At 73.0% G+C, this 13867-nt stretch carries 15 protein-coding genes; 11 read left to right on the forward strand and 4 right to left on the reverse strand.

Features of this window, described 5'->3' with window-relative positions; translation table 11 throughout:
* The first annotated feature begins 103 nt into the window (after positions 1–103).
* Genes ACIP37_RS15550 through ACIP37_RS15570 form a run of 5 tightly spaced genes read left to right on the forward strand, consistent with a single transcriptional unit; the run spans position 104 to position 4580 of the window.
* Positions 104–1924, forward strand: coding sequence for an ATP-binding protein (locus ACIP37_RS15550; protein ID WP_363580408.1), 1821 nt, complete (start codon positions 104–106; stop codon positions 1922–1924).
* A complete protein-coding gene (locus ACIP37_RS15555) occupies positions 1921–2352 on the forward strand; it encodes a roadblock/LC7 domain-containing protein (protein WP_363580410.1) in 432 nt (143 codons plus the stop codon). Before ACIP37_RS15550 ends, ACIP37_RS15555 begins: the two co-directional genes overlap by 4 nt.
* Entirely contained in the window at positions 2349–2702 is a 354-nt protein-coding gene (locus tag ACIP37_RS15560; RefSeq protein WP_350885830.1) for a DUF742 domain-containing protein, read from the forward strand. The genes ACIP37_RS15555 and ACIP37_RS15560 overlap by 4 nt, the downstream gene beginning before the upstream one ends.
* 55 nt (positions 2703–2757) lie before the next feature.
* Positions 2758–3393 (forward strand): ATP/GTP-binding protein, encoded by a 636-nt coding sequence (locus tag ACIP37_RS15565; RefSeq protein WP_363580665.1) that lies wholly within the window; start codon positions 2758–2760, stop codon positions 3391–3393.
* Positions 3390–4580, forward strand: coding sequence for a cytochrome P450 (locus ACIP37_RS15570; protein ID WP_063349490.1), 1191 nt, complete (start codon positions 3390–3392; stop codon positions 4578–4580). The genes ACIP37_RS15565 and ACIP37_RS15570 overlap by 4 nt, the downstream gene beginning before the upstream one ends.
* A gap of 155 nt (positions 4581–4735) precedes the next feature.
* On the opposite strand, the gene msrB is transcribed toward ACIP37_RS15570, so the two are convergent.
* The 4 genes from msrB to ACIP37_RS15590 form a co-directional block, all read right to left on the reverse strand.
* A complete protein-coding gene (gene msrB, locus ACIP37_RS15575) occupies positions 4736–5140 on the reverse strand; it encodes a peptide-methionine (R)-S-oxide reductase MsrB (RefSeq protein ID WP_063349491.1) in 405 nt (134 codons plus the stop codon).
* 22 nt (positions 5141–5162) lie between these two features.
* Positions 5163–6593 carry a UDP-N-acetylmuramate--L-alanine ligase gene (gene murC, locus ACIP37_RS15580; RefSeq protein ID WP_400807433.1) on the reverse strand — a complete coding sequence of 477 codons (1431 nt, stop codon included), beginning with the start codon at positions 6591–6593 and terminating at the stop codon, positions 5163–5165.
* 104 nt (positions 6594–6697) lie between these two features.
* Complete coding sequence (locus tag ACIP37_RS15585; protein WP_350885822.1) at positions 6698–7159, reverse strand: indole-3-glycerol phosphate synthase; 462 nt, start codon at positions 7157–7159, stop codon at positions 6698–6700.
* A gap of 66 nt (positions 7160–7225) precedes the next feature.
* A complete protein-coding gene (locus ACIP37_RS15590; RefSeq protein WP_363580416.1) occupies positions 7226–7993 on the reverse strand; it encodes a pyrimidine reductase family protein in 768 nt (255 codons plus the stop codon).
* A 102-nt stretch (positions 7994–8095) separates the two neighbouring features.
* Between ACIP37_RS15590 and zapE the strand changes: the two genes are divergently transcribed.
* The 6 genes from zapE to ACIP37_RS15620 all read left to right on the forward strand — a co-directional run bounded on the left by zapE (position 8096) and on the right by ACIP37_RS15620 (position 13787).
* A complete protein-coding gene (zapE, locus tag ACIP37_RS15595) occupies positions 8096–9142 on the forward strand; it encodes a cell division protein ZapE (RefSeq protein WP_350885869.1) in 1047 nt (348 codons plus the stop codon).
* Between the two features lie 4 nt (positions 9143–9146).
* Positions 9147–9287, forward strand: coding sequence for a hypothetical protein (locus ACIP37_RS15600; protein ID WP_363627959.1), 141 nt, complete (start codon positions 9147–9149; stop codon positions 9285–9287).
* A gap of 26 nt (positions 9288–9313) precedes the next feature.
* Positions 9314–9592: a helix-turn-helix transcriptional regulator gene (locus ACIP37_RS15605; protein ID WP_363627958.1), complete on the forward strand. Its 279-nt coding sequence runs from the start codon at positions 9314–9316 to the stop codon at positions 9590–9592.
* Positions 9593–9635: 43 nt separating this feature from the next.
* The gene (uvrB, locus tag ACIP37_RS15610; RefSeq protein ID WP_363580420.1) at positions 9636–11729 is read left to right on the forward strand and encodes an excinuclease ABC subunit UvrB; all 2094 of its coding nucleotides are present in this window, start codon (positions 9636–9638) and stop codon (positions 11727–11729) included.
* 281 nt (positions 11730–12010) lie between these two features.
* Positions 12011–12589 (forward strand): TerD family protein, encoded by a 579-nt coding sequence (locus ACIP37_RS15615; RefSeq protein ID WP_363627957.1) that lies wholly within the window; start codon positions 12011–12013, stop codon positions 12587–12589.
* Positions 12590–12806: 217 nt separating this feature from the next.
* Complete coding sequence (locus ACIP37_RS15620; RefSeq protein ID WP_363580424.1) at positions 12807–13787, forward strand: TerC family protein; 981 nt, start codon at positions 12807–12809, stop codon at positions 13785–13787.
* The last annotated feature ends 80 nt before the right edge of the window (positions 13788–13867 follow it).

Here is a 13867-nt window from a genome sequence, read left to right on the forward strand (position 1 = left end):
CGCCCGGGACCGACCGCCCGCCGCGCCCGGGCCGGACCACCGCCGGCCCCGGCCCCGGCAGCAGCCGACCAACCGGACCCCCAGAGGACTTCCGAGGACTTCGATGACGCAGATCGCGCAGATTGCGCTGATCGCCCTGGCGCTGGTCGCCGCCGCGACGGCGGGCGTGCTCGCCCGCGGCCGGGCCCGGGCCCTCACCCGGGCGGTCGCCGCCGAGACCGCCCGCGGACACGGCGAGGAACGCGCCCGCGCCGCCGAAGGCCGGCTGGCCCGCGCCGAGCAGCAACTGCGCGAGGCGCAGGACGCCGCCCGGCGCGCCACCGAGGAGACCCACCACGCCGAGAGCCGCTACCGGGCCGCCGAGGAGCGCACCCGGGAGGCCGAGAGCCGGGCCCGCACCGCCGAGGACGCCACCCGGGAGACCGACCAGCGGGCCGCCGCCGCGAACACCCGGGCCGGGGAGGCGGAACGGCGGCTCACCGCCGCCGAGGAGCACACCGCCGCCGTGCTCGCCGAGATCGGCCACCTCGCCCAGGAACGGGTGGCCGCCACCGCCGTCCGGCTCAGCCACGCCAACGCCCCGCTGGTCGGCCCGCTGGACGGGCAGGCCGTCGGCCCCGAGGCCGTCCGGGCGCTGCAGTCCGTCCTGGACGCCGCCTCCGCGGCCCTCACCGACGAGCGCGAACGCGTCGACGCCGCCGCCCGCGCCGCCATGCGCGGCGCCACCTCCCGGATCCAGACCCTGCTCTACCAGATCCAGAGCCTGGTCCAGCAGCTCCAGCACGACAACGACGACCCCCGGCTGCTGGAGGTCGACTTCCGCAACGAGGTCGCGCTGCGCCGGATCCAGACCGTCGCCGTGCTCTGCGAAGCCTGGCCCGGCCTGGCCCGCACCGACTCGCCGCTCGCCGAAGTGGTGGTCGGCGCGCTCTCCCGGGTGCCCGGCTACGCCCGGATCAAGGTCGCCAACCACCTGCGCGAGCAGCGGCTCGCCGTGGTCGCCCGGGCCGCCGAGCCGCTGGCCATCACCGTCGCCGAACTCCTCGCCAACGCCTCCGCCTACTCGCACCCGGAGACCGACATCCCGGTCACCGTCCAGCAGGGCGGCCGCGGCGCGCTGGTGATCATCGACGACAGCGGCATCGGCATGGACGACGACCAGCTGCGCCGGGCCCGCCGACTGCTGGCCGGCCCGCCCGACGTCCTGCTCACCGAACTCGGCAACCCGCCCAAGACCGGCTTCGCGGTGATCGGCAAACTGGCCCGCCAGTACGGCTTCTCCTGCCACATCGAGCCCTCGCCGTACGGCGGGATGCGCACCATCCTGCGCATCCCGGCCGCGCTGGTGACCGTCGTCGACGACGAGCAGCCGCTGTCGGTGCTCACCCCGCTGCCGCTGCGGGCCGGCGCCGGCCCGGCCCCCGCGCCCACCGTCCAGGCCGTCCCGCCGATGCGCGACGCCGACGAGGGCGACGGGCCGCCCCCGCTCGCCGACCGGCACAACCAGCCGGGCCCGCACCCCGCGCCCGCCATCCACGCGGTGCCCGACGCACCGGCCGGCCCCGCCGACCCGGTCGATGACGGCACCGGCCTGCCCAGTCGGCGACGCCGCCGACCGGTCACCGCCGACGGCCCCGGAGCCCCCGAGCCCGCCGCCGGGCCGTCCGCCGCACCGGCCGAGCCGCCCGCCCGGGCCCCCGAGCGGACGCCCGAGCGCGCCGCCGCCCACTGGCAGGCGCTCCAGGAGGGCACCGACTCCGGCCGCGCCGCCGTGGCACAGGCCGCCCGCGGGACCAGCACGACCGGCGAGTCCAGCGCGACCGCCGGGACCAGCGCGACCGGCCCGACCGCGGCCGCCCGCGACACCGGTGCCCGCACCACCGTCCGCCCGACCGCCCCGACCCCCGAAGGAGCCGAGCAGTGACCAGCACGCCCAGCCCGACCACCGCCGACGAGATCTCGTGGGTGCTGACCCCGCTGCTGGAGCTGCCGGGGGTGCTGCACGCGGTCATCGCCACCGGTGACGGCCTCGTCGAGGGAGCCTCGGACGGGCTCGACCGCGCCTCCGCCGAGCGGGTCGCCGCGATGACCGCCACCGTGCACGCCGCCGCCCGCGCGTTCACCAGCGCCTTCACCGACACCGAACGGCCCCGGCTGGCCCAGACCGTGGTCGAGTCCGACCTCGGCTACGCCGTCGTCGTCCCGGCCGGGGAGAACACCTCGCTCGCCGTGTTCACCTCCCCGGAGGCCCAACTCGGCAACGTGGCCTACCAGATGCAGGTACAGGTCGCCGCCCTGGGCCGTGCCCTCGCGAGTCCGACCCGGCAGCAGGACACCACCGTCCGATCATGACCGCCGTACCCCGCAGGCGGATGGTGCCCGCCTACCTGGCCACCGGCGGCCGCAGCCGCCCCGGTACCGCCGGCTTCGACCGGCTCACCGTGCTGTTCGCGGACCGCGTCGAACCGCCCCGCGAGCTGGAACCCGAACACCAGCGGCTCTGGGAACTGCTGCGGCCCGGCGCGCTGACCGTGGTGGAGGCCGCCGCGCACCTGCGCCTGCCGGTCAGCGCCACCGTCTTCCTCGCGGCCGATCTGGTCGAGGCGGGCTGCCTGCGCGCCCGCGCGCCGATCCCGCGCGCCCAGCAGACCGACCGCTCCATCGTCGAGAGGCTCCTCGTTGGACTCCGTGCGCTCCGGTAGCCCGGCCGACCGGCCGAGCCGGGTGGGCTACCTGCCCGACCGGGACCAGACGCTGATGAAGCTGGTGGTGGCCGGCCCGTTCGGGGTCGGCAAGACGACGCTCATCCGCACCCTCTCCGAGATCGCCACCCTGCACACCGAGGAGGCGATGACCGAGACCGGACGGCCGGTGGACGACCTGGCGGGCCTGCCCGAGAAGGCCACCACCACGGTCGCCGTCGACTTCGGCCGGCTGACCCTGCCCGGCAACCTCGTGCTCTACATGTTCGGCACCCCCGGCCAGCGCCGCTTCTTCCCGCTCTGGCAGGACATCGCCCGCGGCGCCCTCGGCGCGCTGGTGCTCGCCGACACCCGCCGGCTCGCCGACTCCTTCGAGATCATGGACATGGTCGAGGAGCAGGGCCTGCCCTACGCCGTCGCCGTCAACTGCTTCCCGGACGCGCCGGTCCACTCGATCGAGGTGCTGCGCGCCCACCTGGACCTGCACCCCACCACCCCGCTGCTGCTCTGCGACGCCCGCGAGCGCGGTGCCAGCCTGGACGCGCTGATCGCGCTGGCCGAGCACGTCCTCGACGGCCTGCCCGCCGCCCCCGCGGACGCCGCCGACCTCGCCACCCCGGCGGACGTCACCGAGCCCGCCGTCCCGGCAGCGACCGCCCCTGCCGCCTCCGCCGCCGAGGAGCGCCCGTGACCACCGACACCCGCCCGACCCCCATCTACGGCCCGGTCTTCGCCGCCGACCCGCAGCTGGTCTACGACCGGCTGCGCCGCTACGGCGCGGTCGCCCCGGTGGAGATCGCGCCCGGCGTCGAGGCCCTGCTGGTCACCGACTACCAGGCCGCCCTGGACCTGCTGCGCGACACCGACACCTTCTCCAAGGACTCCCGCGCCTGGCAGCGCACCGTCGCCCCCGACAACCCGCTGCTGCCGGTGCTCGGCTACCGCCCGACCGCCCTGTTCAGTGACGGCGAGGTGCACGCGCGCTACCGCGCGGTGATCACCGACGGCCTCGCCCTGCTCGAACCGCACCGGCTCCAGCGCCGGGTCGCCGAGGTCGCCCACCAGCTGGTCGACCGCTTCGAGGCGGCCGGCACCGCCGACCTGATCGCCGAGTACGCCCGCCAGCTGCCGGCCTTCGTCCTCACCACCTGGTTCGGCGTGCCGGAGGAGCACAGCGCCCGGCTGGTCGCCGGGATCGCCGGGATGATCGAGTCCACCGAGAAGGCCGTCGTCGCGTACGGGGACCTCGTCGCGGTGGTCACCGCCATGGTCGCCGAGCGGCGCGAGCGGCCCCGGCACGACCTCACCTCCTGGTTCGTCACCCACCCGGCCGGGCTGGAGGACGACGAGGTGATCCGGCAGATCACCCTCACCATGATCGCCGGGCACGAGCCGACCACCAACCTGATCGGCAACGCCCTGCTGCGCCTGCTCACCGACGCCCGCTACGCCGGCTCCCTCATCGGCGGCGCGATGACCGCCTACCAGGCGATCGACGAGGTGCTCTGGCACGAGCCGCCGCTGGCCAACCTCTCCGCCCACTACCCGCGCTACGACATCACCTTCCACGGCCGGGAGATCCCGGCCGGCACGCTGGTGCTGGTCTCCTACGCGGCCGCCAACTCGCAGGCCGCGCCGCCCACCGACGGCACCGAGCTGCGCAGCGGCGAGAGCGCCCACCTGGCCTGGGCGGCCGGCCCGCACGGCTGCCCGGCCCGTGACCCGGCGCTGCTGATCGCGATCACCGCGATCGAGCAGCTGACCAGCCGGCTCAGCGACCTGGAGCTGGCCACCCCGGCCGAGGACCTGCTCTGGCGCCCCGGCCCGTTCCACCGGGCCCTGGTCCACCTCCCGGTCCGCTTCGCCCCGACGGCCTGAGCCCCGACGGCCTGAGCCCCGGCGGCCTGAGCCCCGGCGGCCCGCCCCTCGGCGGCCCGGACCCTGCTGGTCCGGGCCCCGGCGGCCCGGGACGCACGAGGGCCCGGGCGTCCGTCCGTACGGAAACCCGGGCCTCGCGGCGCGACCGGCCGGCCCTACTCGGCCGGCTTCAGCGTCAGCGAGACGCTGTTGATGCAGTACCGCTGGTCGGTCGGCGTGCCGTAGCCCTCGCCCTCGAAGACGTGGCCCAGGTGCCCGCCGCAGCGGGCGCAGCGCACCTCGACCCGGCGCATGCCGAGCGTGGTGTCCTCGATGTACTGGACCCGGTCCCCGGCCAGCGGCGCGTAGTACGACGGCCAGCCGCAGTGGCTGTCGAACTTGGTCTCGGAGCTGAACAGCTCCGCGCCGCAGGCCCGGCAGCCGTAGACGCCGACGGTCTTGGTGTCGGTGTACTCACCGGTGAACGGGCGCTCGGTGCCGGCCTCGCGGAGCACGTGGTACTCCTCGGGGCTCAGCTCGTCCCGCCACTCGGCCTCGGTCTTCTCGATCTCGTAGCTCATCACGGCTCCCGGTCGGGGTACGTCAGACGTTGGAGGCAACGTTCGAGAGGTGCTGCACGCTTCCCCGGATCTCCTCCAGGATGGCGGGGCCCAGGTTGGTGACGTCGCCGGCACCCATGGTGAGCAGCAGGTCGCCGGGGCGGGCCAGGCCGGCCAGCACGGCGGGGGCGGCGGCGAAGGAGTGCTCGGCGGTGACGTCGGCGCCGGCCCGGTGGGCGGCGTCGATGATCAGCTCGCTGGTCACGCCGGGGATCGGGTCCTCGCGGGCCGGGTAGATGTCCAGCACCACCGAGGCGTCGGCCAGCGCCAGGGCCCGGCCCATCTCCTCGGCGAGCTGCTGGGTGCGGCTGAACAGGTGCGGCTGGAAGACCACCAGCACCCGGCCCTCGCCCTCCAGGCCCTCCCGGATCGCCTCCAGGTCGGCGGTCATCTCGGTGGGGTGGTGGGCGTAGGAGTCGATCACCTGGACGCCGCCGGCCTCGCCCTTGAGCTGGAGGCGGCGCCGCACGCCGGTGTAGGCGCCCAGGGCCTTGGCCAGGTCGGCGACCGGGACGCCCAGTGCGACGCCGGCGGCCAGCGCGGCGACCGCGTTGTGCGCGTAGTGCCGGCCGGGCACCGAGACGGTGAAGGACAGCTCGGCGCCGTCCAGCTCGACGGTGACCTCGCTGGTCATGCCGCGGGCGACCACCGAGCGGACCCGGACGTCGGCGTCCTCGGCGGCGCCGACGGTCACCACGGTGAGGCCCTCGCGGCCGGCCACCCGGGCGGTCAGTTCGCGGGCGCCGTCGTGGTCGGCGGAGACCACCAGGGTGCCGCCGGGGGTGATCCGGCCGACGAAGGTCTCGAAGGACTCGTAGATCTCCTCGATCGAGGCGTAGTTGGCGTGGTGGTCCAGCTCCACGTTGAGCACGATCGCCACCTCGGGCGCGTACTTGTGGAAGCTGCGGTCGCTCTCGTCGGCCTCGGCGACGAAGATCTCGCCGGCGCCGTGGTGGGCGTTGGAGCCGGGCGTGTCGAGGTCGCCGCCGATCGCGTAGGACGGGTCCAGGCCCAGTTCGCCGAGGGCGACGGCGAGCATGCTGGTGGTGGTGGTCTTGCCGTGGGTGCCGGCCACCGCCAGCGCCCGGCGGCCGCCCATCAGGGCGGCCAGCGCGTCGGAGCGGTGCACCACCGGGATGCCGCGCTCGTGGGCGGCGGCCAGCTCCGGGTTGTCGGCGCGGATCGCGCTGGAGACCACCACGCTGCTGGTGCCGTCCGGCACGTGCTCGGCGGCGTGGCCGACGTGCACGGTCGCGCCGAGGGCGCGCAGCGCGAGGACGGTCTCGGACTCCTTGGAGTCGCTGCCGGAGACGCTGGCGCCGCGCACCGCGAGGATCTTCGCCAGGCCGGACATCCCGGCGCCGCCGATGCCGATGAAGTGCGGGGCGTGCAGGTCGTGCGCGGCGTCGTTCAAGGCGGGGCTCCGTAGGGCGGGGGCGGAATGGTCGGGCGGACGGGATGGGGAATCGTCCTCGCGGGCGGACCGCAAGGACGATTCTGCACCACCGGCCGGGATCCCTAGGAGTCGCTGGCGAACAGCCGCAGCACCGGGACCCCCACCTTGTGCCGGGCCTGGGAGGCCCAGTCGCGGTGGAAGAACTCCTCGACGAAGTGCGGTGAGGTGAGCACCACCACCTCGTCCGCGCGGTGCTCCTCGACCGCCGCCCGCAGCCGGTCCAGCGGTTTCTCCTCGACCAGCTCGCCGACCGCCTCGGCCCCGGCCGCGCGCAGGTGGCGCAGGCTGTGTTCGAGCGACTCGGAGGCCACGGTCGGCCCGGACTCGGACTCGTCGTGCTCGTGCACCACCTTGTCGAGGTGGCCGAGCGCCACGTCGTCCAGCGCCCGCAGCAGCTCGTCCTGCTTGCCGCGCGGCTGCATCAGGACGACGAAGGAGACCTTCTCGTCGCTGTGGAGCGTGGTGACGAGTTCCACGTCCGCGTCGGAGAGAGCCTTTTCGATCATCAGTACCGTCTTGAACACGTGAGTCCCTTCCAGTGGCCGGCCCCCGGGCCCCGGCATCGCATTAACGGGATCACGACCCGTCGGTCACGGGGTCGGCGGACGCATGTAGCGGGTGAAGAGGAATCCTTTCTGCTCGATCAATGAGACCAGCCGCATCCGCTGCACGTCAGGCATTTCCGCATCGCGGATGATGCGCGGCGCGTCGCCGCCCGTGATCAACGGAGCCAGCGACAGGCACAACTCGTCCAGCAGACCCGCCGCCGCCAGCTGCCCCAGCAGCCGCGGGCCGCCCTCGCTCAGCAACCGCGTCCAGCCCCGCTCCGCCAGCGCCGACACGCCCGCCCGCAGGTCCACCGCCCCCTCCCCGGCGAGCACCAGGTCGGCCACCTCGGCGACCGCCCGGCGGCGCTCCTCGGGCGCGTCCGCGGTGGTGATCACCACCGTTCTGACCAGCGGGGCGGTGAACAGCGGCGCGGTCAGGTCCAGGGTCAGCGAGCGGCTCACGATCGCGATCGCCGGAGCCGGGGCCTGCCCGGCCGCCGCCCGCGCCGCCGCGAACTCGGCCCGGGCCCGGGCCGGCCGGTAGCCCTCCGCGCGGACCGTCTCCGCGCCCACCAGCACCACGTCCGACAGCGCGCGCAGCACACCGAAGATCCGCTTGTCGGCGTCCCCGGACAGGCCCTCCGAGAGGCCCTCCAGCCTCGCCCCGCCGTCCAGACCGGCCACCATGTTGGCGCGCAGCCAGGGCCGCCCCCGATTCACCTGGTCGGGGTACGCGTAGACGGCGGCGAGCGACTCCAGCGAGGCCGGGTCCACGACCGGCTCGCCCAGCGGGCTGATCAACTGTTGCATGCCCTCAGTCTTCCACCGGCCGCCGTCCCGAGGGGCCTGGGACCAGGCGTACCCTCTACTAACGTGCCAGCAGCCCCCCGCCCCGACACCGCGACCGAGTCCATAGCCGCCGCGAGCGCGGCCGGCTCCCCGATCGCGCTCGCCGACCGCCGCCCCGTCGTGCCCGCCGAGCGGCTGGTCGCCGAGATGGTCCCGCCGCCCCGGTTCTCCGACGTGAGCTTCGGGACGTACATTCCGGACCCGAACCAGCCCAGCCAGTACGAGGCCGTCCAGGTCCTGGAGCAGTTCGCCACCACCCTCGGCGGGGGAAACGGTTCCGCACCCAAGCGCAGCTGGTTCCGCCGCTCCGCCCCGGCGCCCACCGGCCCGGCCGGTGTGTACCTCGACGGCGGCTACGGCGTCGGCAAGACCCACCTGCTCGCCTCGCTCTGGCACGCCGCCCCCGGCCCCAAGGCCTTCGGCACCTTCGTCGAGCTGACCAACCTGGTCGGTGCGCTCGGCTTCCAGCAGGCCGTCCGGACCCTCTCCGGGCACACGCTGCTGTGCATCGACGAGTTCGAGCTCGACGACCCGGGCGACACCGTCCTCGTCTCCACGCTGCTCGGCCGCCTCGTCGACAACGGCGTCAAGCTCTGCGCCACCTCGAACACCCTGCCGGAGAAGCTCGGCGAGGGCCGCTTCGCCGCCGCCGACTTCCTGCGCGAGATCCAGGGCCTGTCCGCGCACTTCCGCCCGATGCGGATCGACGGCCAGGACTACCGCCACCGCGGCCTCCCGGACGCCCCGCCGCCCTACCCCGACGCGGCCGTCGACGCCGTCGCCGCCCGGACCCCCGGCGCCTCCCTGGACGACTTCGACACCCTCCTCGCCCACCTCTCCGCCGTCCACCCCAGCCGCTACGGCGCGCTGCTCGACGACGTCACCGCCGTCTGCCTGCGCGGCGTCCGCCAGGTCGACGACCAGTCCACCGCCCTGCGCCTGGTCGTCCTCGCCGACCGCATGTACGACCGCGAGCTCCCCATCACCGCCTCCGGCCTCCCCTTCGACCAGGTCTTCCCCGACGACATGCTCCGCGGCGGCTACCGCAAGAAGTACCTCCGCGCCATCTCCCGGCTGGTAGCCCTCGCCCGCGACAGCGCGAAGACCTGAGCCCGTGACCCCCGCCCCGGCCGGGCGCTGCTCCCGGGCCCTGTCCGGCAAGATCAGCCGGACAGGGCCCGGCGGAGCAGAGCGTGAGGCCGAGCATCTGCCCGCTGCCGACCACGACGTCTACGACCGGGAGGAGCAGCGGTGAGCAGCGGTTGTCACACGCGGTGGGTCGTGCCGCCGGAGCATCGGGAGAGCGAGCAGTACCGGCCGGCCGGGCGGCGGATGGCGCCGGCCGAGGCCGTGTACGCCCGCCGCTCCGCTCTCGGCTGGACGCTCGCCGAACTCGCGGAGCGGTCCGGGCTGGACGAGGCGACGGTCGAGAGCATCGAGGAGAGCGGCGTCGATCCGGCCCTGCCGCTGATCGAACGCCTCGCCGCCGACTTCGACTCGGTCGTCCGCATCGACCCGGCCCGCGAGCCGGCCATGAGGTTCGAGGGGCACGCGGCCTGAGGGAGCCGCACCGCTTGTCGGTGGTGGGTCGTACGGTGGACTCGTGCGACCCATCACGAGTATTGAGCGGTCAGTGGCGCCCTTCGAGGTCGTCAGTCCCTTCCAGCCGAACGGGGACCAGCCGGCGGCGATCGCCGAGCTGGAGCGGCGGATCAAGGGCGGGGAGAAGGACGTCGTCCTGCTCGGTGCCACCGGTACCGGGAAGTCGGCCACCACGGCCTGGATGATCGAGCGGCTGCAGCGGCCCACCCTGGTGATGGCGCCGAACAAGACGCTGGCCGCCCAGCTGGCGAACGAGTTCCGCGAGCTGCTGCCGAACAACGCGGTCGAGTACTTCGTCTCGTACTACGACTACTACCAGCCCGAGGCGTACGTCCCGCAGACGGACACCTACATCGAGAAGGACTCCTCGATCAACGAGGAGGTCGAGCGGCTGCGGCACTCGGCGACCAACTCGCTGCTGACCAGGCGGGACGTGATCGTGGTCGCGTCGGTGTCCTGCATCTACGGCCTCGGCACCCCGCAGGAGTACGTGGACCGGATGGTCCCGCTCAAGGTCGGCGAGGAGATCGACCGGGACGTCCTGCTGCGCCGTTTCGTGGACATCCAGTACGCCCGCAACGACGTGGCGTTCACCCGGGGCACCTTCCGGGTCCGCGGCGACACCATCGAGATCTTCCCGGTCTACGAGGAGCTGGCCGTCCGGATCGAGATGTTCGGCGACGAGATCGAGGCGCTGTACACCCTGCACCCCCTCACCGGCGAGATCATCAGCCAGGACGAGTCGGTGTACGTCTTCCCCGCCTCGCACTACGTGGCCGGCCCGGAGCGCATGGAGCGGGCGATCACCGGCATCGAGAAGGAGCTGGAGGAGACGCTCGCCCGGCAGGAGAAGCAGGGCAAGCTGCTGGAGGCCCAGCGGCTGCGCATGCGCACCACCTACGACATCGAGATGCTGCGCCAGATCGGCACCTGCTCGGGCGTCGAGAACTACTCGATGCACTTCGACGGCCGCGAGCCCGGCTCCCCGCCGAACACCCTGCTCGACTACTTCCCGGAGGACTTCCTCCTGGTCATCGACGAGTCGCACGTCACGGTCCCGCAGATCGGCGCGATGTACGAGGGCGACGCCTCGCGCAAGCGCACCCTGGTGGAGCACGGCTTCCGGCTGCCCTCCGCGATGGACAACCGCCCGCTGAAGTGGGAGGAGTTCCTGGGGCGGATCGACCAGACGGTGTACCTGTCGGCGACGCCCGGCCCGTACGAGCTGTCCCGCGGCGACGGCCAGGTCGAGCAGATCATCCGCCCGACCGGTCTGATCGACCCGGAGGTGATCGTCAAGCCGACCGAGGGCCAGATCGACGACCTGGTGCACGAGGTCCGCAAGCGGGTGGAGCGGGACGAGCGCGTCCTGGTGACCACGCTGACCAAGAAGATGGCCGAGGACCTCACCGACTACATGCTCGGCCTGGACATCCGGGTCCGGTACCTGCACAGCGACGTGGACACCCTGCGCCGGGTGGAGCTGCTGCGCGAGCTGCGCGCGGGCAGGTACGACGTGCTGGTCGGCATCAACCTGCTGCGCGAGGGCCTGGACCTGCCGGAGGTGTCGCTGGTGGCGATCCTGGACGCGGACAAGGAGGGCTTCCTGCGCTCCGGCACCTCGCTGATCCAGACGATCGGGCGGGCCGCCCGAAACGTCTCGGGCCAGGTGCACATGTACGCGGACCGGATCACCCCGTCGATGGAGAAGGCGATCGACGAGACCAACCGCCGCCGGGTCGTGCAGCAGGCGTACAACAAGAAGCACGGGATCGATCCGCAGCCGCTGCGGAAGAAGATCGGCGACATCCTGGACACCCTCGCCCGCGAGGACGTGGACACCGACGAGCTGCTGTCCACCGGCTACCGCGGGGCCGCCGGGAAGGGCAAGGCCCCGGTGCCGGCCCTGGGCATGGAGCGCAAGCAGGGCGAGAGCCTGCCGGCCGCCGAGCTGGCGGAGCTGATCCAGTCGATGACGGACCGGATGCACGCGGCCGCCGCCGACCTCCAGTTCGAGGTCGCGGCCCGACTGCGCGACGAGGTGAAGGAGCTGAAGCGGGAGCTGCGCCAGATGAGGGAGGCCGGCGTGGCCTGAGCGGGGGCCGAGGGGCCGACGGGGGTCTGAGGCGGGTCGAGACGGCCGCCGGGCCGGGCCGGTGTGACACCGGTCAAGCCCGGCGGTGTCTCAGCCTTGCCACAATGCGGCGACCGCCGGGAGGTGCGGGGTGCCGCAGGCCCTAGGCTGGCCTGCGGCATCGACCTCGGGACGGGGTGGTGCGACAGCAACAGGGGGCCTCAGCCGGGGGACGGCACGGGGTGTTCCACCGTGGCGCCGCGCGGGGAGCGACCGCGTGGCCGGGTAGAGAGGACAACGCCGTGTCGGTGAACCTTGCCAAGGGACAGCGGGTCAGTCTCCAGAAGGGGCCGGGCGGCGCGTTGACCGTGGTCCGGATGGGGCTCGGCTGGCAGGCCGCGCCGAAGCGGGGCCTGTTCGGCAGCCGCACCAGGACGATCGACCTGGACGCGTCGGCGCTCCTGTACGCCGAGAAGACCCCGTCCGACGTGGTGTTCTTCCAGCACCTGGAGAGCACGGACGGTTCCGTCCGGCACACCGGGGACAACCTGGAGGGCGGCTCGGGCACGGAGGACGACGAGGCGATCCTGGTGGACCTGCTGCACGTGCCGGCGCACATCACCCAGGTGGTGTTCACGGTGAGCTCGTACACCGGGCAGACCTTCGCGGAGGTGCGGGGCGCCCACTGCCGGCTGGTGGACGAGACCACGGGCGAGGAGCTGGCCCGGTACGAGCTGGCCGGGGGAGGGTCGCACACCGGGCAGATCATGGCGAGGGTGTTCCGTGACGGGGCCGGCGGCTGGGAGATGCAGGCGATCGGCGCGCCGGCCAAGGGGCGGACCTTCCAGGACCTGCTGCCGGCGATCGAGCCGTACCTCTGACGGTTCTTTACCTTCTTTACCTTTCTTTGGGCTTCCTGTTACTCTCGATGGCAGCGGAGGGGAGTATTCCCCCGCAGTTGTCCCCGTCATCACGGGCGCCCACGAGCGGCGCCCCGGGGCGCTGGTCCGTGCGGACGCCCCGAGAGCGGGCCCGACGGGCGGAAGAGACCTCCGGCAGTGACGATGACTGTCTCGCCTACCTGCCGGAGGAGCAGTAGTGGACGTTTCCATAGCCATGTGGGTCACCACGATCGGTGTGTTGATCGCACTGATCGTGGCGGACTTCTTCATCGGAGGGCGCAAGCCGCACGAGGTCTCGGTCAAGGAGGCCGGGATCTGGACCGCGGTCTGGATCGTGCTGGCGCTGATCTTCGGCGGGTTCCTCTGGTGGCACTCCGGCGCGCAGCCGGCCGGTGAGTTCTTCGCCGGTTACATCACCGAGAAGTCGCTCAGTGTCGACAACCTGTTCGTCTTCATCCTGATCATGGGCAAGTTCGCGGTGCCGAGGATCTACCAGCAGCGCGTGCTGATGTTCGGTGTGATCATCGCGCTGGTGCTGCGGGCGGTCTTCATCGCCGGCGGCGCGGCGCTGGTCACCCAGTTCTCCTGGGTGTTCTTCATCTTCGGCGCCTTCCTGATCTGGACCGCCTGGAAGCTGATCAAGGAGGCCCGGGCCGGCGAGGAGGAGGACGAGTTCGAGGAGAACCGCCTGCTCAAGTCGATCGAGCGGCGCTTCCCGTCCACCGACACGTACCACGGCACCAAGCTCTTCATCCGGGAGAACGGCCGCCGGCTGATGACCCCGATGCTGATCGTGATGCTGGCGATCGGCACCACGGACGTGCTGTTCGCGCTGGACTCCATCCCGGCGATCTTCGGCCTCACCCAGGACCCGTACATCGTCTTCACCGCCAACGCCTTCGCCCTGATGGGCCTGCGCCAGCTGTACTTCCTGATCGGCGGCCTGCTGAAGAAGCTGGTCCACCTGTCGTACGGCCTGTCGGTGATCCTCGGCTTCATCGGCGTGAAGCTGGTGCTGCACGCGGCGCACGAGGCGGGCGCGAACGTGCCGGAGATCGGCATCCCGCTCTCGCTGGGCGTCATCGTGGTCGTGCTGGCCGTCACCACGGTGACCAGCCTGATCGCCTCGAAGAAGCAGGAGCGGGCCGAGCGCGAGGCCCAGAAGCTGGACGCCTGATCCCCGCGTGACGGCCGAGGCCCCCGCGACCCGAAAGGGGTCGCGGGGGCCTCGTCGTGCCCGGTGCCCGGAGGCCGAGG

The organism is Kitasatospora sp. NPDC088861 (assembly GCF_044750105.1).
Lineage (GTDB): Bacteria > Actinomycetota > Actinomycetes > Streptomycetales > Streptomycetaceae > Kitasatospora.

Coding starts and splice junctions, on each gene's coding strand:
- ACIP37_RS15565 (WP_363580665.1), top strand. CDS start 2,758: ATGAAGCTGGTGGTGGCCGGCCCGTTCGGGGTCGGCAAGACGACGCTC.
- msrB (WP_063349491.1), bottom strand. CDS start 5,140: ATGAGCTACGAGATCGAGAAGACCGAGGCCGAGTGGCGGGACGAGCTG.
- ACIP37_RS15590 (WP_363580416.1), bottom strand. CDS start 7,993: ATGCAACAGTTGATCAGCCCGCTGGGCGAGCCGGTCGTGGACCCGGCC.
- ACIP37_RS15560 (WP_350885830.1), top strand. CDS start 2,349: ATGACCGCCGTACCCCGCAGGCGGATGGTGCCCGCCTACCTGGCCACC.
- ACIP37_RS15550 (WP_363580408.1), top strand. CDS start 104: ATGACGCAGATCGCGCAGATTGCGCTGATCGCCCTGGCGCTGGTCGCC.